The sequence below is a fragment of the Curtobacterium flaccumfaciens genome (genome assembly GCF_018598405.1).
GTDB classification, from domain to species: Bacteria; Actinomycetota; Actinomycetes; order Actinomycetales; family Microbacteriaceae; genus Curtobacterium; species Curtobacterium aurantiacum.
Map to the genome: position 1 here is coordinate 97,544 of NZ_JAHEWS010000008.1, position 17,235 is coordinate 114,778.

The window sequence follows — 17,235 nt, forward strand, 5'->3', positions numbered from 1 at the left end:
CCCCGTACCGACCGCATGCTGACGCCCCCGAACGAACCCGGCCAGCTGCGAGCTGCGGTGGTCGTGAACCCGACCAAGATCGACCAGGCCCGTCTCCGTGCAGTGCTCGGCGCCGAGGAGCGTGCACACGGCTGGGCCGAGTCGCTCTGGTTCGAGACGAGCGCCGACGACGACGGACGTGCCGCGGCCCGGGCCGCCCGTGACTCGTCCCCGGCGGTGGTGCTCGTGGCCGGCGGGGACGGCACGCTCCGGGTCGTCGCCGAGGAGCTCCGCGGCACCGGCACGCCGGTGGCGCTCGTCCCCAGCGGCACCGGGAACCTGTTCGCACGGAACCTCGGGCTGCCCCTCGGCGACCTGGTGCGCTCGGTCCGAGCGGGCTTCACCGGCACCGACCGTCCGATCGACGTCGGGCTCGCCGACCTCACCGATGCATCGGGTGCCACCACGTCCCACGCGTTCCTCGTGATGACGGGCATCGGGCTCGACGCCAGCATGGCGGCCGACACCAACGCCTGGGTGAAGAAGCGGTTCGGGTGGGTCGCCTACTCCGACCCCATCGCCCGCTCGATCATCGGCAACCGTCAGATCCCGGTGCACTACCGGATCGACCAGGGGGCACTGCGCGACATGAGCGCGCACACGATCATCGTCGGGAACTGCGGCACCCTCACCGCCGGCGTCCTGTTGCTCCCCGCCGCGGAACCGGACGACGGCCTGCTCGACGCGGTGGCGTTCCGGCCCGCCGGATGGTTCGGGTGGACCAAGGTGGGGTACGCCCTCACCCTGAACCGGTTCTACTCGCGCACCGGGTTCGGGCGACTCCTCGCTCGCGTGTTGCCGACCTCACGCGCGCTCCGGTACACCCGGGCACGGACGCTGCGGCTGACCGTTGACACCCCGGAGCGTGTGCAGCTCGACGGCGACGCCTTCGGCGAGGTGACGGCGGTGACCCTGACCACTGACCACCACGGCCTCACGCTGCGCACCCCGTCCGACGGACGAGAGCGAGCGCGGCGAGAGCGACACGAGGGACGCAGCCGGCGGGGTCGGCGCGACCGCCCGGGCCAGCGACCCGGAGTCGTTCCCTAGGCGGTCGTCCCGAGATCGGCACCGTGCCGCACGACGTCCTCGGCCATCGCCCGCATCCCGCGGCCGGCCCCGTGCGCAGCGCGTCGCAGGATCTGGAAGGCCTCGTCGATCTGGATGCCGCGCCGGTAGGCGAGCGCGCCCTTGGCCTGCTCGACGAGCACCCGCGCCTCGATCACGTCGTCGATCTGTTCCTGGAACGTGCGGGTCTGGCTGCCGTTCCGCTGCCGCACCAGGGCGGCGGACGCGGCGTCGGCGAGCAGTTGGATCAGGACGACGTCAGCGTCGTCGTGACCGTCGGTGTGCTCCGCGAAGAGGCACAGCGACCCGATGGTCCCGTCCCGCAGGCGGACCGGCTCGGCGAACGTGCCGCGGAGGCCTCGCTGGCGCATCGTCTCGGCGAACGCCGGCCACACGGACTCGTGCGTCGTGACGTCTGGGACGTCGATCGTCCGCCCCGTCCGGAAGCAGTCCAGACACGATCCCTCGTTCGTGCCGAGCTGCGCCTCTTCCGCGTCGCTGGTGCGCTCGCTCGTCGAGGCGATCACGTGCAGGGTCCCGGACGGATCGCCGAGGACGATCCCCGCCTCCGTCGCCGAGGTGAACTCGACGCACGCCGCGATCACTCGGTCCATCGCATCGAGGACCTCGAGTTGTGGCTCCAGGACGCCGTGCAGACCCGCGGACATCCGCTCGAAGCGGTCCTCACCTCGATGTGCCTCGGTCGTGGTCATGGCCCGAACCTACGACCAGACAGATGGCGCAGTTCTCAGCCAGGAAGCGCCACAGTGTCCACGGTCGCCGGTTCGTGCGCGTCGGCGACTCGTTGCCGGGTCTCGCTCGGCGTCTCGCCGTACCGCTCACGGTAGGCGGCGCTGAACCGGCCCTGGTTCGTGAAGCACCAGCGCGCGGCGATCTCCCCGATCGACGTCGACTGGTCGGTCAGCAGTTCGGCGTGGGCGCCGGCGAGCCGCGCATCGCGGACGTACCGCAGCGGGCTCGTCCCGAGCGAGCGCTGGAAGACCAGCTGCAGGGCGCGTGGCGAGACCCCGGCAGCCGCCGCGATCTCGTCGGCGGCGAGCGGACGGCGCAGGTTCGCCCGGATGTACGCCACGGCTCGACGGACCGTTCGGGGATGCTGCGAGTCACCGTGGTCGGGCCGGAGCTCCTGCGGAACGAGCTCCGCGGCCGCTTCGAGGTACTCCGAGGCGGCGACGCGAGCGGCATCGGTGCCACCGACCGGGTGGGCGAGGATGAACTCGACGTGCGATGACACGTGCGCCCAGTACTGGACGAGTACGGCGCGAGCGTCGGGGAGAGACGTGAGAAGGGAGATGGGGCCGGCCTCTGCGCACCATGGGGAGGAGGTGCCGCAAGATGCGTGAGAGACGGTACCGGGCAACTGCGTTGCCCGCGGAGCGTACCCCGGCCGACTGCGAGCCAGCGGTGCATGTGTCCGTCGAAGTGCGGACTGGTGCGACCCCTGAGCCGGGGGCCAAGATGACGCATCAGTTGCACAGAGCAACTGGCAGGTGCTTCACCGACAGAGGAGTCGTCATGAAGAAGTCCATCGCAGCCGCGTTCGCCGCGGTCGCCGTCGTCACCGCCGGCGTGTTCGCCGCCTCGCCCGCATCCGCGCTGCCCGTCAGCACGAAGATCGTCGGCGGCGAGAAGGCCCCCACCACCTCGTGGGCGGTGCAGCTCGAGGCGTCCGGCGGCTCGATCCCGTCCGGCTACGTCAGCACCTGCACCGGCGAGCAGCTCAACGCCTCGTGGATCCTCACAGCCCGGCATTGCATCGATGGCATCGGCGCGATGAACGTCTACCACTCCAACTCCACGGTCAACCGTGGCACGGCCGTCGCGGTCGACCGCGTCAGCACCGCTCCCGCGGGCGACATCGCGCTCGTGCACCTGCGGACCGCCTACCCGCTGTCCACGTACGCACCCCTCGACCTCACCGCGACCGCCAAGTCGAGCGGGACCGGCACCATCCAGGGCTACGGCCTGCGCGCCAACGCGACCCGGTCCGACGGCCTGTACCAGGCCACCGTCTCGCTCACCGGAGCGAGCACCGACGCCTTCAACGGTCGTGCCCAGCACCTCACCGGCGTGACCGGCGCCTCGAACCACGGCGACTCGGGCGGCCCGCTGCTCGTCAACGGCAAGGTCGTCGCCGTCTGCTCCACCGGCGACAGCGCCGACCCCGGCGCGAACACCAGGGCCGGCTCGAACTACGCCCTGCTGTCGCAGGCCTCGTCCTGGATCCGGACCACGGCCGGCGTCTGAACCACCTGACGGACTGGAGGCGCGGGGCCAGCTGGCACCGCGCCTCCAGTCCGTCCCACCCGTCTCCAGGGCGTTGCTCGCCTGCCCGGCGTCCGTCACCCACCAGCTGAGCGCCCGTGCGGCCGGAGCGACGACAGTAGGGCCATGAGCCAGTACGAGAAGCGCGATCCGAACACCCTCTACCCGGCACCGCCGTACCCGAAGCAGGAGCAGTCGCTGCCCGGTGCCGCGTGGAAGATGGACCCGAAGCCCGACCACGGCGAGGAGAGCTACACAGGGCTCGGTCGCCTGAAGGGGTACCGCGGCATCGTCACCGGTGCCGACTCCGGCATCGGCCGTGCCGCCGCCATCGCCCTGTCGCGTGAAGGCGCGGACCTGGTGCTGTCGTACCTGCCGGACGAGCAGGAGGACGCCGAACAGGTCCGTGACCTGCTCGAGTCCGAAGGTCGTCGGGCCGTGCTGTTCCCCGGGGACATCTCCGACGAGCAGTACTGCCAGGACCTGGTGCAGAAGGGCGTCGACGAGTTCGGCGGTCTCGACACCCTGGTCATGGTGGCGGGCCGAATGGAGAGCAACGAGGACATCCTCACGCTCGGCACCTCGATGTTCGACTCCACCTTCAAGACCAACATCTACTCGCTGTTCTGGCTGACCAAGGCCGCGGTGCCGCACCTCGAGCCCGGGTCGACCATCGTGACGACCGGTTCGATCCAGGCGTCGACGCCCTCGCCGGACAAGATCGACTACGCCGTGTCGAAGGGCGCGATCAAGCTCTTCACCGAGGCCGTCGCGCAGCAGCTCGCGCCGAAGGGCATCCGTGTGAACTCCGTCGCGCCGGGGCCGGTGTGGACGCCGCTGCAGCCGGGTTCCGACGACGCCGAGACGGTGTCGCACTTCGGTGAGAGCTCGCCGTTCGGCCGTCCCGGACAGCCCGCGGAGCTCGGTGCCGCCTACGTGCACCTGGTCAGCCCGGAGTCGAGCTACCAGTCGGGGTCGACGATCACGATCGCGGGCGGGACGCCGGCGTTCTGATCGCCGGTTCTTGCGTTCTGGCGTTGAGGAAGGGGACCACGTGTCCGGAGTGACGCACACCGTGCTGGTCGAGTGGGACGGGGAGGACCGGTCGTCCGAGGCCTCGGCCCTGTCGCGTGAGCACCTGCCGCGGATCGAGGGGGTCGAGTCGGTGCAGTCCGGCCCCAGCGTGAGCACCGAGGGGCTGGAGGGCGGGTTCCACTGGATGCTCGTCGTCCGGTTCCGCGACCGTGCGGCGCTCGCCGCGTACCTGCCGCACCCGGAGCACCGGCCGGTGGCCGAGTTCATCGGTGCGGCGAGTGCTCGGGTGGTCGTGTTCGACGTCGAGGATGCCGACTGACCGCTGCGCCGGAAGCTGTGTAACGCTCTGGTTGCGATGGCGGCCGAGGGGTTCCGTTCCTCGTGGAGGCTCGACGTACGGTGGATCGGCCATCGCAACGGCGCGGGGGTCATTGGCCGGCGCTGCGGCTCTCCGGAGCCCGCGCCGGTCGGGTCCCCGCCTGCGGGCGGGGACCCGTTCGACGTCCACCCGCGGAAGGACCAGACGATGATCGGCGACCAGACCCTGTGAACAGCACCATCCGGACCGCCGGCGTGACCCTCGGACTCCTCGCGGCGGCGACGCTGACCGCGTGTTCCGGGCCGTCCGCTCCGACGCCGACCCGGACCGTGACCGCGACGGTGACCCCGACGGCCGACCCCGGCACCCCGACGCCCACGCCGTCCCCGACCGCGACGGGAACGGCGTTCGACCTGTCGGACCCGGCAACCTGGACCATCTCCACGAAGGAGGTCGGGCCGATCGCGCTGGGAGGCGAGGTGGAGGGGGAGATCGACGACCTGGCAGCCGCCTACACCCGGAGCACGGATGCGTGTCCGGCCAGCCCGGAGACGACGTTCTGGAACCGAGATGACGCTCCCGGCCTCATCGTCGTCCCCCGCGACGGCAAGGTCGTCGGCGTGACCATCGGTGGGCTGGGGCCGGCTCCGGTGACGACGAACTCGCCCGAGACCGACGCCGGGATCGGCATCGGCACGCCCCTGACCGAGGTGCGCTCCGCGTACCCGAACCTGCAGTACACCGGCACGTACGGTGAGGACCAGGGGCCGTACTCGATGTGGAGCGTGCAGGCCGACGGACGCTACATGACGTTCCAGCTCGGGACGGACGGCGCCACTGTGGGCGCGATCTGGGTGGGGTCGACGGCGATGTTGTCGTACGAGTACTGCGCCTGAGGTACTCGGGGCCCGGAGCATCGCTGCTGGCAGGATGACGGGCATGGCCAGCGAAGTCCGTCTCATCCGGTCCGACGTCCTGAGCGATGTGGCGCAGTACGCGTACGCGTCGACCGTGCCGAGCGGGACGCGGCTCGTGTTCCTCGCCGGGGCCTGCCCGCTCGCGCCTGATGGGTCGACCGTCGCGGTCGGGGACTACGCGGGCCAGGCCGCCAGGTGCATCGAGACGATGCAGGAGGCGTTGCGTGCCGCTGGCGCATCCATCCGGGACGTCGTGAGCACCCGAGTGCTCGTGGCGTCCTCGCGGCAGGCCGACCTCGTCACCGCATGGGACGTTGTCCGCGACGCCTTCGGCACGCACGACGTGCCGAGCACCCTGCTCGGGGTCACGGTGCTCGGCTACGACGACCAACTGGTCGAGATCGAGGCGATCGCGGCGGTCCCCGACGATCTGCCCGTGTGACGGTGCAGAGCGCTCCGGGGACCACCTGGACCGCCCGATCCGGTCTGTCGGTGTCCTGCCCGGTGCTCCGGCCGGCCTCAGAAGCCGGGACCGGCTTTGACCAGGGCGATGCCGACACCGACGAGCGCGAGGACGAGGCCGGCCACGAACGTCCGAGGGGACGGGTTCTCCCCGCGGAGCCTGGCCACGACGGGCCCGAGGAGGGCGAGCCTGACCACGAGGTACGCGATCGCGATGATCTCGGCCGCGAGCCCGGACGTGCCGGTCAGCCAGGCGTAGGCGAGGACGGCAGCCGGCAGGAAACCGGAGGTGAGGATGGGCAGCGAATCTCGCAGCTCGGCGCGGAGGGTCTCCCCGGTGAGGCGGTGGTCGCTCCGCGCACGTCGTCCGACCGATTCGGCGAAGGTGTGTGCGAGGAAGGTCGAGAACGCGGTGGCGAGGACGTACCAGAGCCCCCGACCGCTCTCGGCGGTATCCGGGACCATCGGTGCGATCGTGCCGAGGATCACGATGTTGCCGTACACGAACGCGGTGATGCGGCTCGAGGCGTCCTCACGCGACAGGCGCTGCCGGCCCACGGAAGTCCTCTCGTGCGGGCTCAGTAGTACTCACCCTGTCGGTAGTCCCAGCTGGTGAAGGTGTCGGCCAGCAGCCCCATGATCCGGTCGACGTCGAGCCCCTTGCGGATGAGCGTCGGTGCGGGAGTGATCGAGCGCTGTCCGTCCTGCGCCGGGATCAGGGCTCCCGTGCTGTCGACCATCGACACCATGACGCCCTGCTCGTAGCGGGTCTCGGCGCTCTGCTCCGGCTGGATGGACGCGACGTAGTCGTCCGCCTCGACGATCACGTCGGCGCGCTCGGCGATGCGCTCGCCGATGCCGTCGACGACGCCACGGTTGCCGGTACCGGACGGGTTGGCGGAGCTCGCGAAGGCGAACTTGCCGTGCTCGGTCCAGAGCTCGCGGGCGGCGAGCTCACCGGGGACGCCGAACTTGATGACGAAGCAGGACGTGCCGCGGGTGTCCATCATGAGTTCGTCGGAGCCGTCGGTCGGCAGCGCCGCTCGACCCTCGTCACTCCAGGGCAGGATGCACCCGAGCAGGATGTCCTCGTCCCAGCACCGCTGGTACAGGGCGTCGATCTCGGGGGTGAGCTGCGCGATGCTCCGGAGCATCTCGAGCGAGCTCACGAGCACGACGCCGGGCTTGTTCCGGTTGCGTTCCTTCGCGTCGAACTTGCGCTCGAGGCCAGCGCGGTCCGAGGTCATCAGGATGTAGCCGACCTTGGTGGGGACCACCGCCAGCCCGCCGTCGTGCAGCAGGGCATCCACCGCACTGCGGGGGACACCGCCGGCCCAGTGCACCCGGTTCATGCTGACCTGCGTGTCGTCGTTCATGCCCGTCCTCGTTCCGCTCGTACGCCAGACGATCGTCTGACAGCGGGAGCCTATGGACGCCGGGGGAGCCGGACAAGGGCGGCGGACGCCACCTGTGGGCCTTCTCCGAAGGGTTCAGGCGGGCTCGCAGCGAACCGGTACCCGCACGGTCGCACCGTCGAGGTCGGCGCCGCGACGATCCCGGACCCGGAGGGCCCCACCGGAGTGTTCCTGGAGGACGGCCAGCCGCTCGGGTGGTGACGCCGTGACGGCCGGGAGGCTCGTGGCGGCGCCGCCACGAGCCTCCAGGCCGTCGTCTGGTCGCGCCTACAGCAGCTGCCGCGCGTTCGTGGACGCGAGGTCCAGCAGCTCGTCGCCGCGGCCCGACAGCACCGTGCGGATGGCGTAGAGCGTGAAGCCCTTCGCCTGCTTGAGCGTGACCGCCGGGGGCATGGAGAGCTCCTGACGGTTCGCGCGGACCGACACGAGCGCGGGACCGTCGTGCGCGAGCGCGGCGGCCATCGCGTCCTCGAAGTCGTCGGACACGTCGACCTTGAACCCCTTGATGCCGATCGCCTCGGCGACGGCGGCGAAGTCCGGGTTCTGCAGCTCGGTGCCGTAGTTGACGAAGCCGGCGGCCTTCATCTCGAGCTCGACGAAGTTGAGCGACGAGTTGTCGAACACGACGATCTTCACCGGCAGCTTGTTCTGCACGATCGTGATGAGCTCGCCGAGGAGCATCGTCAGGCCGCCGTCGCCGGCCAGCGCGATCACCTGCCGGTCCGGGAACGCCGTCTGCGCACCGATCGCCTGCGGGACGGCGTTCGCCATCGTGCCGTGCACGAACGAGCCGATCAGCCGGCGCTTGCCGTTCATCGTGAGGTAGCGCGAGGCCCAGACGACGGGGGAGCCGACGTCGGGGATGAAGACGGCGTCCTCGGCGGCGAGCCGGTCGAGCACCCGGGCGACGTACTGCGGGTGCAGGGGCTTCTTCTTGCCGGCGGGGACCGCCAGGTCGTCGAGCTTCTCGCGGGTCCTCCGGTAGTGCTTCAGCGAGTCCTCGAGGTGCTTCGTCGGGTGCGACCCGGTCAGCAGCGGGAGGAGCGCGAGGGCGGTGTCCTTCACGGTGCCGACCATGCCGATGTCGACCGGGTGGCGCCGGCCGAGCTGCGAGCCGCGGATGTCGACCTGCACGTGCTTCGCCTTCGCGGGGAAGAACTGCTGGTAGGGGAAGTCCGTGCCGAGCATGAGCACGACGTCGGCGTCCTCCATGGCGCGGTAGCCGGAGGCGAAGCCGAGCAGCCCCGTCACGCCGACGTCGTAGGGGTTGTCGTACTCGATGTACTCCTTGCCGCGCAGCGCGTGCACGATCGGGGCCTGCAGTCGCTCGGCCAGGGCGACGACCTCGTCGTGGGCGTCCGCGACCCCGGCTCCGGCCAGGATCGTGATCCGGTCGGCGCCGTTCAGCAGGTCGGCGGTGCGCTGCAGCTCCGTCTCGCTCGGCACGATCCGCGGGGTCGTCCGCTCGATGCGGGTGACGCGGTCGTCCTTCGCCTCGGCGAGCAGGACGTCGCCCGGGATCACGAGCACGGCGACACCGCGCTTCTCGATCGCCTCACGCATGGCGATCTCGAGCAGGCGGGGCATCTGCACCGGGTCGGCGACGTACTCGACGTAGACGGAGCACTCGCGGAACAGCTCCTGCGGGTGGGTCTCCTGGAAGTAGCCGGACCCGATCTCCGCCGTGGGGATGTGCGCGGCGATCGCCAGCACCGGCACCCGCGAACGGTTCGCGTCGTACAGGCCGTTGATGAGGTGGAGGTTGCCGGGCCCGCAGCTGCCGGCGCAGACCGTCAGGTCACCGGTCAGGGCGGCTTCGGCAGAGGCGGCGAACGCGGCCGCTTCCTCGTGACGGACGTGCTCCCACCGCATCGTGCCGTCCTTGCGCAGGGCGTCGGTGAAGCCGTTCAGGGAGTCCCCGGGCAGACCGTAGACCCGGTGGATGTCGTTGGCGCGGAGGGTGGCGACGATGTTCTCGGCAACGGTGGGCATGCGTCCTGTCTACTCGCGACCGCTGCGCTGAACGCATTCGGATGATCGTGAGGCTCGCTCGCCCCTGCCTGTCGAACTCGGGCTGCGACGATGGCCGGATGACCGACGACGCGCCGCTCCTCCGTCCCCGCCGACGGGAGCCCGCCGCGGACGGGATCCTCGAGCGCTCGCCGTACCCGCTCGTCTCGGTGGCGATCGCCGTCATCGCGGTCGTCGTCATCACCATCGTCGGGTTCACCCTCGGCACGGTGGACCTCGGACTGTCGAAGGCCCTCAACGCGCTGCACACCGGGTTCATCGGGGCGTTCAGCACGGCGGTCTACCACGTGATCAGTCCGGCTCCGGCGATCGGCATCACGGTCGTCGTCGTCGCCGTGATCTGGTGGCGGACACGCGACCTGCGGCCGGCCCTGGCGTTCGGCGGGACCATCGCGATCACGTGGGTGCCGTCCGCGATCGTGAAGGAGATCGTGCACCGCGCCCGGCCCGACGTCGCCGTGCTGCCGCACCCGTTCCCCGTGCAGCCCGACCCGGGGTACCCGAGCGGGCACACGGTCTACATCACGGCGTTCGTCATCGCCCTGATCTGGCTGCTGCGTGAGACCCGGTGGCACCGGCCCGCCCTGACGCTCGGGGTCGTGGCCATCGTGATCGTGTTCTTCGCGGTGTCGATCGACGCGGTCCACTACCCGACCGACGCCGCCGCCTCGATCCTGTGGGCACTCGCCGTGGTGCCGGGGGTGCGGGTGGTGTGGGTCGACTGGCTCATGCCGCGGGTGCCGTTGCTGCGGCCGGGGCGGGGCTGACGCCGAGCCGGTTGGGGCCGGGGGGCGGTCTGGTCGACGCGGAACGACACTGTCGATGTCGGGCGACGTCGACAGTGTCGTTCCAGGTCAGCGGGCGGTGTCGTTCCGGGTCAGCGGAGCGTACTGGTCCGGCCCCGCGCCGCGAGCAGCGCCACGACGGCGACCACGGCGGCCGCGAGCATCACGATCGCCAGCGGCGCCGCGGTGTCCGAGCCGCCGATGCTGACGAGCGGCGACACGAGCGCCGCGAGCCCGAACTGCAGGGCGCCGAGCACGGCTGAGGCGCTGCCGGCGGCCGACGGCACGGCACCGAGGGCGAGTGCCGTGGCGTTGCCGAGCACCAGACCGAGCGAGCCCACCGCGGTGAACAGCGGTACTGCGAGCCAGATGACCGGCGCCCCGGAGACGACGAGCACCGCGAACGCCACGGTCGACGCGAGCACCAGCACGATGCCGAGCGACAGCACGCCGGTGACCGACCGGGTCGCGGTGAGCTTGGCGGACAGGATGCTCACGCCCATCAGTGCCAGCGCGTTCAGTCCGAAGGCCAGGCCGTAGCCGACCGTGCCGAAGCCGATCATGTCCTGGTACAGGAAGGGTGATGCGGAGATGTAGGCCATCATCACGGCGAACGCGAAGCCGAACACCGCGGTGTAGCCGAGGAACGTGCGGGAGCGCAGGGCACGCAGGGCCGAGCCCGAGCCACGGCGTTCCTCGCGCAGGGCGTCGCGGTGTTCCTTCAGGTGGGTCTCGCGGATCACGGCGAGGACCGCGACGAGCATGACGACCGACAGGCCGAGCACGATCGAGAGCAGGCCACGCCAGCCGATCGGGCCGGTGAGCAGCCCGCCGAGCAGCGGTGCGACGACCGGGGCGACCCCGCCGACGATCATCATGAGCGAGAACGCGCGGGCGGCGGACTTGCCGGTCGCCAGGTCGGAGATGACCGCACGGCTGATCACCATGCCGGCCGCACCGCCGAGGCCCTGCAGCAGGCGGGCCGCGATGAGCACGCCGATGTTCGGCGCGAGCACCGCGGCGATGCTCGCGAGCACGCACACGGCCGCGCCGGCGATGAGCGGCGGCACGCGGCCGAACCGGTCGGACAGCGGGCCGAACACGAGCTGGCCGGCGGTCACGCCCACCAGGAACGCGGTGAGGGTGAGCTGCACGGCGGTGGCGCTCGCCCCGAGCTCGGTGGTCATCTGCGGGAACGCCGGCAGGTACAGGTCGGTGGCGAAGGGGGCGACGGCACTGAGCAGGCCGAGCACCAGGAGCAGCGCGGTCGTGATGCCCTGCTGCTTGGTCGTGGGTGTCGCGATCGTCGCGCGGATGGTTCCGGTGTCCGTGGTCATTGTTATGAAAGCATAACTCATCGCCGGAGATCGGTACAGTACGGTCATGTCCTCCGCCGTGTCCGACCACGTCCTCGCCGAGTTCGCGGACGTCCTGCTCCGGATCGCGCGCGACATCGACCCGCACGGCTCGGAGACCCTCGACATCGTGCCGTTGACCGGTACCGAGGCGCTCGTGATGCGCTGGATCAACCGCAACCCCGGCACCTCGCCCAGTGCCACCGCCGAGGCGACCGCCCTGCAGCGCAGCAACCTCAGCGTCGCACTCCGGTCGCTCGTGGCGAAGGGCATGGTCGAGCGGCGTCAGGACCCGGCGGACGCCCGGACCGTGCAGCTGCACCCGACCGCGCTGGCAGAGGAGAGCGTCGACCGGCTCTACCGGCACTGGTCCGGGAAGCTCCGAACGGCCCTCGGTGGCGACGAACGGGGTGCGATCGAGGGGCTGGAACTGCTGCAGCGGATCGACGACGGACTGCGCGCCAGCTAGGCGACAGCGTCCTCCGCGGCGGCGGCGGCGACGGCGACGGCGGCGGCGGGGTCGTCGGCGTCGTCGGCAGTGGTGTCGGCATCGTCCTGGATCGGCAGCAGGCGACGCGCACCGTGCCCCTCGTCACCCAGCGCATCACCGGGGTTCACGACCGAGCAGGCCCCGAGCGAGACGCAGCCGCAGCCGATGCACTGCGTCATCTCCTGCTGCAGCCGCTCGAGCTCGAGCTGGCGGGCCCGGAGTCGTGCGCGCCACCGTTCGTTCAGCCGGTTCCAGTCGCGCAGCGAGGGCATCCGGTCGGCGGGCAGGGCCTCGAACTGCTCGGCGACCTCGCTGAGCGGGATGCCGAGGCGCTTGGCCACCTGGATGATCGCGATCCGCCGCTCGACGTGCCGCGGGTACATCCGTGTGCCGCCGTCGGTGCGCTCCGGGTGGATCAGTCCCTTGCGCTCGTAGAAGTGCAGGGCCGAGGCCGCGACCCCGGTCCGACGGACGATCTCGCCGATGGGCAGCAGGTCGGTCGGTCGCGGTGGGTGGATCTCGACCATGGTGGAGATCCTATTGCTGGAACGACTCCCAGAGCAGGAACCCGGTGAACAGCACGAACGGCGTGCAGGCGACCACGTTCAGCCAGCGGTGCTCGACGATCACGGCGGCGAACTCCCGCAGGAACGCACTCGGGACGTAGTAGGCGGCCGTGCGCGCGCCGACGACCTGGGCCGGCAGGTCGAGCCTGCGGGCCAGGGTGGCGGCCCGCAGCACGTGGTAGTTGTTCGTCACGACGACCATCTGGCCGTCCCGCCCGGCCGCCGTCTGCACGTCCCGCGAGAACCGCAGGTTCTCCCGGGTGTTCCGCGACGCGGTCTCCGCCACGACGTCGTCCGCGTCAGCACCGTGCGCCACCAGGTACTCGGCCATCGCGGTGCCCTCGGGGCGGGGTTCGTCGTCGCCCTGTCCGCCAGACGGCACGAGGAGCGGATGGCGTCCGGCGGCTCGTTCGGCCCGGTAGACGCCGAGCGCCCGGTCCAGCCGGCTCCGCAGCAGGGGTGGGACCTCGCCGTGCACGAGCCCGGAGCCGAGGACCACGATCGTGTCGGGGACGATGCCGTGCCGCGTCCGCCCGTAGACCACGGAGTACAGCGCGAACGCGACCAGCGACAGCGCGAAGTACCCGCAGACGAACACCATCAGGACGGCGATCGCGATCTTCGTGCCGTCCCAGAGCGTGAAGCCCGCGCCGCTGCCCGAGACCAGCAGCGCGATGGCGACCGCGGGCAGCACGAACACGGCCACCCCGGCGGCGAGCGACAGCAGGTTGCCGACACTGCGTCCCTCGGCGCGGAGCATCTGCAGGCCGTTCGCGACGAGGGCGACCCCGAGCACCACGACCGCGAGCGGCACGAGCAGCAGCACCACGGCGACGAGCAGGCTGAACCCGGGCACCACCCTGGTCAGGACGGCCACGACCGTCGCGAGCCCGAACAGCACGGCCGCGGTCAGGAACACCCCGTTGCGGAGCATCCGCGGGTCACGGCGGCGCCCCAGGACGTACAGCACCAGGAACAGCAGGGCGAAGACGGGAGCGGCGCCCAGCCCGAGCACCGTCAACCGACCGAGCGGCGGATCAGCTCGGCCACCCGTGCCTCGTCGGCCTCGGAGAACTCCGGCGTGATCGCCCACGACGTCGGCCAGAAGGTGCCGTCGTCGAGCGTGGCCGAGTCCTGGAACCCGAGCGTCGCGTAGCGGGCCGTGAACTTCGCGGCGTCCTGGAAGAAGAACACCGCCTTGCCGTCCCGGGCGTAGGCGGGCATGCCGTACCAGAGCTTCGGCGCGAGCTCGGGCGCGACTTCGAGCGCGATGCGGTGGATGCGCTCCGCCAGACCCCGGTCAGGCTGGGGCATCTCGGCGATCTTGGCCTCCACCGCAGCGGCGTCGGCAGCGGCCTTCTCGGCCTTGGTGCCCTTCGTGCCGCGGGCGCGCTTGACCTCGGCCGCGTGCTCCTGCATCGCCGCGCGCTCCTCGTCGGTGAAGGTGGTCTCGGTCTTCGTCGTCCGTGCCATCGTCGTCTCCTCGTGGTCTCGTGCACCCATCATGGGTCCGCGAAGCGAAGCATGCGAGGCCCGGGTCCGATCGAGTGCCAGGCTCGACCCATGACCTACATCGCCAGTGACGACCGCTACGACTCGATGACGTACCGCCGGACCGGCCGCTCGGGCCTCGACCTGCCGCTGCTCTCCCTGGGCTACTGGCACAACTTCGGGGACGACATGCCCTTCGAGAACCAGCGCGCCATCAGCCGTCGGGCGTTCGACCTCGGGATCACCCACCACGACCTCGCGAACAACTACGGCCCGCCCTACGGTGCCGCCGAGGTGAACTTCGGCCGCCTGATGCGTGAGGACTTCCGGCCGTACCGTGACGAGATGGTCGTCTCGACCAAGGCCGGCTGGGACATGTGGCCCGGGCCGTACGGCCAGGGCGGTGGCTCGCGCAAGTACGTGCTCGCGTCGCTCGACCAGTCCCTGCAGCGGACGGGCCTGGACTACGTCGACGTCTTCTACTCGCACCGTCTCGACGCCTCGACCCCGCTCGAGGAGACGATGGGTGCCCTGCACACCGCCGTCCAGCAGGGCAAGGCGCTGTACGTCGGGATCTCGTCGTACGACGCCGAACGCAGCCGGCAGGCAGCGGAGATCCTCCGTGACCTCGGCACCCCGCTCCTCATCCACCAGCCCTCGTACTCGATGCTCAACCGCTGGATCGAGACGGAGGGCCTGCTCGACGCCGCCGGCGAGCTCGGTTTCGGCGTGATCGGCTTCACCGCGCTGGCGCAGGGGCTGCTCACCGGCAAGTACCTGAACGGGGTGCCCGAGGACTCCCGCGCGGCAGCGGGCAAGTCCCTCGACGCGTCGAGCATCACGCCCGAGGTCGTCGAGCACCTCCGAGCCCTGAACGACGTCGCGGCCGCTCGCGGACAGTCCCTCGCGCAGCTCGCCCTCGCCTGGGCGCTCCGCGACGAGCGGGTGACCTCGCTCGTGATCGGGGCCTCGCGGGTGTCGCAGCTCGAGGACAACGTCGCCGCGCTGTCGAACACGTCGTTCACCGACGAGGAGCTCCGCGTCATCGACGAGCACTCGGTCGGCATCACCGACGTCGACCTGTGGGCGGGAGCCCGCGCGGGCGAGGTCTCCTGACCCGAGCACCGCGCCGCAACAGTCCCTCGGCTGGTCGCATCTCGTTGCTCGGCGGACCCCGCCGGCTGGTCGCGACACGTCGCGGGTCGCTCGCCGACCGGTCGCGAACCGTCGGCTGGCGGCGCCGCAGGCGACGGTCTGCGACCGCGCCGCGGACGGCCGGCGGTGTGTCGTGACCGCTGCAGGGCCCTGGGCGGGCGGTGCGGCGGACGGGAGGCACGGGGCACGCCGCCACGCGCCTCCCGTCCGTCGTCCGGTCGCGTTTCATCGCGTGACCGGCCCGCGCGGCCCGGTCGCGACACGTCGCGGGTCGCCCGCCGGCCGGTCAGGAACTGTCGGCTGGCGGCGCCGCGGGCGACGGTCTGCGACCGCGCCGCGGACGGCCGGCGGTGTGTCGTGACCGGCGGGACGGCTCCGGACCGGACTCCTTCGGGACCCGCCGGTTGGTACCATCGACAGCGTTCGACAACACGCAGTGTGTATCTACCGGCCGCCGGCATCCCGGCGGACAACGGCGGCACCCGATGGGTCCGCCGCCACCGAACCGGGCGGGCCGAGAAGGCACAACCCCGATGCTCCAGACCCGTTCAACCGACGCCCCGCCCGCTCCGGACCGCTCGCTCGTCTCCCTCGCCGGCCGCTGGTACTTCCCCGTGGCGTTCATCGCCCGGCTCCCGTTCGCCATGATGGTGGTCGGCGTCCTGACCCTGGTCGTCGCCGCCCGTGACTCCGTCGCGCTCGGCGGCATCAACTCCGCCGCCGTCGGCATCGGTTCGGCCGTCTTCGGCCCGATGGTCGGCGCCGCGGCGGACCGCTTCGGCCAGCGGGTCGTGCTCGTCCCCGTCGGCCTGGTGAACGCGGCGCTGCTCGGGCTCTTCCCGTTCGTCGTCAGCGGCACCGCGCCCGACCCCGCCGTCCTCGCGGTGGCGTTCTGCATCGGCGCCTCGGCCCCGCAGGTCGCCCCGATGTCCCGCACCCGGCTCGTCGCGATCATCCGGCAGCGGATGGCCCCGGCGCGGCGCGAGAAGACCCTCAGCGGCACGATGGCCTACGAGTCCGCCGCCGACGAGACCGTCTTCATCATCGGCCCGTTCCTGGTCGGCATCCTCGCCAGCGCGATCGCCCCGTGGGTGGCCGTCGCCGGCGCCTCGGTCCTGACGTTCGTGTTCGTCACGGCGTTCGCGCTGCACCCGACCGGCAAGCTCGTGGTGGGCCAGCACGCGGAGCTGACGCAGGCACCCGCGCGGCAGTTGCTGCGCCCGAGGCTCGTCGTCGTGGTGGTCGGCATCCTCGGCATCGGCCTGTTCTTCGGCTCGACGCTCACCTCGCTGACGGCGTTCATGGAGACCCACGGCGAGGCCTCGCAGGCCGGCCTGCTCTACGGCCTGATGGGCATCGGTTCCGCCGGACTCGCCCTCGGGTCGGCGGCGTTCCCCCGCGCGTTCGGCCTCGGCTGGCGCTGGCTCGTCTTCGGCGTCGTGCTCCTCGCCGGCGCGATCGCGTTCGCCAGCGCCGACTCGGTCGTCGCCGCGGGCGTCGTCCTCGCGATCATGGGCATCGGGATCGGCCCCACCCTGGTCGCCCAGTACAGCCTCGGCTCGGACCGGTCACCGGTCGGCCGGTCCGCGACCACGATGACGATCCTCGGGTCCGCCGTCATCGTCGGCCAGTCGATCGCCTCCGCCATCACGGGTGACGTCGCCGAGCACCACGGCACGACCACAGCGATGCTGCTCCCCGCGGCCTCCGCCGCGATCGTCGTGGTCGCCGCGGTCCTCAACCTGCTGCTCCAGCGCCGGGTCGCGACCGCCTGATCACCGACGTGACCGCCTGACGGACGGGAGGCCCGTGGCGACGCCG

At 71.3% G+C, this 17,235-nt stretch carries 19 protein-coding genes; 10 read left to right on the forward strand and 9 right to left on the reverse strand.

Annotated elements, in window-relative coordinates; genetic code table 11:
- Window positions 1-15 precede the first annotated feature (15 nt).
- The gene (locus tag KK097_RS07035; protein ID WP_214544172.1) at window positions 16-1,089 is read left to right on the forward strand and encodes a diacylglycerol/lipid kinase family protein; all 1,074 of its coding nucleotides are present in this window, start codon (window positions 16-18) and stop codon (window positions 1,087-1,089) included.
- Here KK097_RS07035 and KK097_RS07040 read toward each other — a convergent pair.
- The gene (locus tag KK097_RS07040) at window positions 1,086-1,820 is read right to left on the reverse strand and encodes a GAF and ANTAR domain-containing protein (protein WP_214544173.1); all 735 of its coding nucleotides are present in this window, start codon (window positions 1,818-1,820) and stop codon (window positions 1,086-1,088) included. The two genes, KK097_RS07035 and KK097_RS07040, sit on opposite strands and share 4 nt — an antisense overlap.
- 35 nt (window positions 1,821-1,855) lie before the next feature.
- A complete protein-coding gene (locus KK097_RS07045) occupies window positions 1,856-2,362 on the reverse strand; it encodes a helix-turn-helix domain-containing protein (protein ID WP_214544174.1) in 507 nt (168 codons plus the stop codon).
- A 281-nt stretch (window positions 2,363-2,643) separates the two neighbouring features.
- Between KK097_RS07045 and KK097_RS07050 the strand changes: the two genes are divergently transcribed.
- The 5 genes from KK097_RS07050 (at window position 2,644) to KK097_RS07070 (ending at window position 6,106) form a co-directional block, all read left to right on the forward strand.
- Window positions 2,644-3,375: a S1 family peptidase gene (locus KK097_RS07050; protein ID WP_214530535.1), complete on the forward strand. Its 732-nt coding sequence runs from the start codon at window positions 2,644-2,646 to the stop codon at window positions 3,373-3,375.
- 144 nt (window positions 3,376-3,519) lie between these two features.
- Window positions 3,520-4,407 (forward strand): SDR family oxidoreductase, encoded by an 888-nt coding sequence (locus KK097_RS07055; RefSeq protein ID WP_214544175.1) that lies wholly within the window; start codon window positions 3,520-3,522, stop codon window positions 4,405-4,407.
- 40 nt (window positions 4,408-4,447) lie between these two features.
- Window positions 4,448-4,747: a Dabb family protein gene (locus tag KK097_RS07060; protein WP_214524475.1), complete on the forward strand. Its 300-nt coding sequence runs from the start codon at window positions 4,448-4,450 to the stop codon at window positions 4,745-4,747.
- Between the two features lie 227 nt (window positions 4,748-4,974).
- Window positions 4,975-5,643, forward strand: a complete 669-nt coding sequence (locus tag KK097_RS07065; protein WP_214544208.1) for a hypothetical protein — start codon at window positions 4,975-4,977, stop codon at window positions 5,641-5,643.
- 43 nt (window positions 5,644-5,686) lie between these two features.
- Window positions 5,687-6,106: a RidA family protein gene (locus KK097_RS07070; protein ID WP_214530532.1), complete on the forward strand. Its 420-nt coding sequence runs from the start codon at window positions 5,687-5,689 to the stop codon at window positions 6,104-6,106.
- A gap of 77 nt (window positions 6,107-6,183) precedes the next feature.
- Here the strand turns inward: KK097_RS07070 and KK097_RS07075 are convergent, their stop codons facing one another.
- The 3 genes from KK097_RS07075 to poxB all read right to left on the reverse strand — a co-directional run bounded on the left by KK097_RS07075 (window position 6,184) and on the right by poxB (window position 9,533).
- Entirely contained in the window at window positions 6,184-6,684 is a 501-nt protein-coding gene (locus KK097_RS07075; protein ID WP_307858348.1) for a hypothetical protein, read from the reverse strand.
- 20 nt (window positions 6,685-6,704) lie between these two features.
- Window positions 6,705-7,502 (reverse strand): L-threonylcarbamoyladenylate synthase, encoded by a 798-nt coding sequence (locus KK097_RS07080; protein ID WP_214530531.1) that lies wholly within the window; start codon window positions 7,500-7,502, stop codon window positions 6,705-6,707.
- 306 nt (window positions 7,503-7,808) lie between these two features.
- A complete protein-coding gene (gene poxB / locus KK097_RS07085) occupies window positions 7,809-9,533 on the reverse strand; it encodes a ubiquinone-dependent pyruvate dehydrogenase (protein WP_214544176.1) in 1,725 nt (574 codons plus the stop codon).
- Window positions 9,534-9,631: 98 nt separating this feature from the next.
- Between poxB and KK097_RS07090 the strand changes: the two genes are divergently transcribed.
- Complete coding sequence (locus KK097_RS07090; protein WP_214544177.1) at window positions 9,632-10,339, forward strand: phosphatase PAP2 family protein; 708 nt, start codon at window positions 9,632-9,634, stop codon at window positions 10,337-10,339.
- Between the two features lie 110 nt (window positions 10,340-10,449).
- Here the strand turns inward: KK097_RS07090 and KK097_RS07095 are convergent, their stop codons facing one another.
- Window positions 10,450-11,694: a multidrug effflux MFS transporter gene (locus tag KK097_RS07095; RefSeq protein WP_214530220.1), complete on the reverse strand. Its 1,245-nt coding sequence runs from the start codon at window positions 11,692-11,694 to the stop codon at window positions 10,450-10,452.
- A 46-nt stretch (window positions 11,695-11,740) separates the two neighbouring features.
- On the opposite strand from KK097_RS07095, the gene KK097_RS07100 reads away from it, so the two are divergent.
- Complete coding sequence (locus tag KK097_RS07100; protein WP_250896538.1) at window positions 11,741-12,181, forward strand: MarR family winged helix-turn-helix transcriptional regulator; 441 nt, start codon at window positions 11,741-11,743, stop codon at window positions 12,179-12,181.
- Here KK097_RS07100 and soxR read toward each other — a convergent pair.
- The 3 genes from soxR to KK097_RS07115 are packed head-to-tail and all read right to left on the reverse strand — an operon-like array spanning window position 12,178 to window position 14,241.
- Entirely contained in the window at window positions 12,178-12,729 is a 552-nt protein-coding gene (gene soxR, locus KK097_RS07105) for a redox-sensitive transcriptional activator SoxR (protein WP_214544178.1), read from the reverse strand. The two genes, KK097_RS07100 and soxR, sit on opposite strands and share 4 nt — an antisense overlap.
- A 10-nt stretch (window positions 12,730-12,739) precedes the next feature.
- Window positions 12,740-13,783 carry a YdcF family protein gene (locus KK097_RS07110; protein ID WP_307858349.1) on the reverse strand — a complete coding sequence of 348 codons (1,044 nt, stop codon included), beginning with the start codon at window positions 13,781-13,783 and terminating at the stop codon, window positions 12,740-12,742.
- Window positions 13,784-13,785: 2 nt separating this feature from the next.
- A complete protein-coding gene (locus KK097_RS07115; protein WP_214544180.1) occupies window positions 13,786-14,241 on the reverse strand; it encodes an iron chaperone in 456 nt (151 codons plus the stop codon).
- 90 nt (window positions 14,242-14,331) lie between these two features.
- Between KK097_RS07115 and mgrA the strand changes: the two genes are divergently transcribed.
- Both mgrA and KK097_RS07125 read left to right on the forward strand, forming a co-directional pair.
- Window positions 14,332-15,375, forward strand: coding sequence for an L-glyceraldehyde 3-phosphate reductase (mgrA, locus tag KK097_RS07120; RefSeq protein WP_111047715.1), 1,044 nt, complete (start codon window positions 14,332-14,334; stop codon window positions 15,373-15,375).
- A gap of 572 nt (window positions 15,376-15,947) precedes the next feature.
- Window positions 15,948-17,189, forward strand: a complete 1,242-nt coding sequence (locus KK097_RS07125) for an MFS transporter (RefSeq protein WP_214544181.1) — start codon at window positions 15,948-15,950, stop codon at window positions 17,187-17,189.
- The last annotated feature ends 46 nt before the right edge of the window (window positions 17,190-17,235 follow it).

Excerpts from the sequence above, each read along its gene's own strand:
- KK097_RS07035 (WP_214544172.1), top strand. The coding sequence starts at position 16 with ATGCTGACGCCCCCGAACGAACCCGGCCAGCTGCGAGCTGCGGTGGTC.
- KK097_RS07040 (WP_214544173.1), bottom strand. The coding sequence starts at position 1,820 with ATGACCACGACCGAGGCACATCGAGGTGAGGACCGCTTCGAGCGGATG.
- KK097_RS07050 (WP_214530535.1), top strand. The coding sequence starts at position 2,644 with ATGAAGAAGTCCATCGCAGCCGCGTTCGCCGCGGTCGCCGTCGTCACC.
- KK097_RS07055 (WP_214544175.1), top strand. The coding sequence starts at position 3,520 with ATGAGCCAGTACGAGAAGCGCGATCCGAACACCCTCTACCCGGCACCG.
- KK097_RS07070 (WP_214530532.1), top strand. The coding sequence starts at position 5,687 with ATGGCCAGCGAAGTCCGTCTCATCCGGTCCGACGTCCTGAGCGATGTG.
- KK097_RS07080 (WP_214530531.1), bottom strand. The coding sequence starts at position 7,502 with ATGAACGACGACACGCAGGTCAGCATGAACCGGGTGCACTGGGCCGGC.
- poxB (WP_214544176.1), bottom strand. The coding sequence starts at position 9,533 with ATGCCCACCGTTGCCGAGAACATCGTCGCCACCCTCCGCGCCAACGAC.
- KK097_RS07090 (WP_214544177.1), top strand. The coding sequence starts at position 9,632 with ATGACCGACGACGCGCCGCTCCTCCGTCCCCGCCGACGGGAGCCCGCC.
- KK097_RS07095 (WP_214530220.1), bottom strand. The coding sequence starts at position 11,694 with ATGACCACGGACACCGGAACCATCCGCGCGACGATCGCGACACCCACG.
- KK097_RS07100 (WP_250896538.1), top strand. The coding sequence starts at position 11,741 with ATGTCCTCCGCCGTGTCCGACCACGTCCTCGCCGAGTTCGCGGACGTC.
- soxR (WP_214544178.1), bottom strand. The coding sequence starts at position 12,729 with ATGGTCGAGATCCACCCACCGCGACCGACCGACCTGCTGCCCATCGGC.
- KK097_RS07115 (WP_214544180.1), bottom strand. The coding sequence starts at position 14,241 with ATGGCACGGACGACGAAGACCGAGACCACCTTCACCGACGAGGAGCGC.
- mgrA (WP_111047715.1), top strand. The coding sequence starts at position 14,332 with ATGACCTACATCGCCAGTGACGACCGCTACGACTCGATGACGTACCGC.
- KK097_RS07125 (WP_214544181.1), top strand. The coding sequence starts at position 15,948 with ATGCTCCAGACCCGTTCAACCGACGCCCCGCCCGCTCCGGACCGCTCG.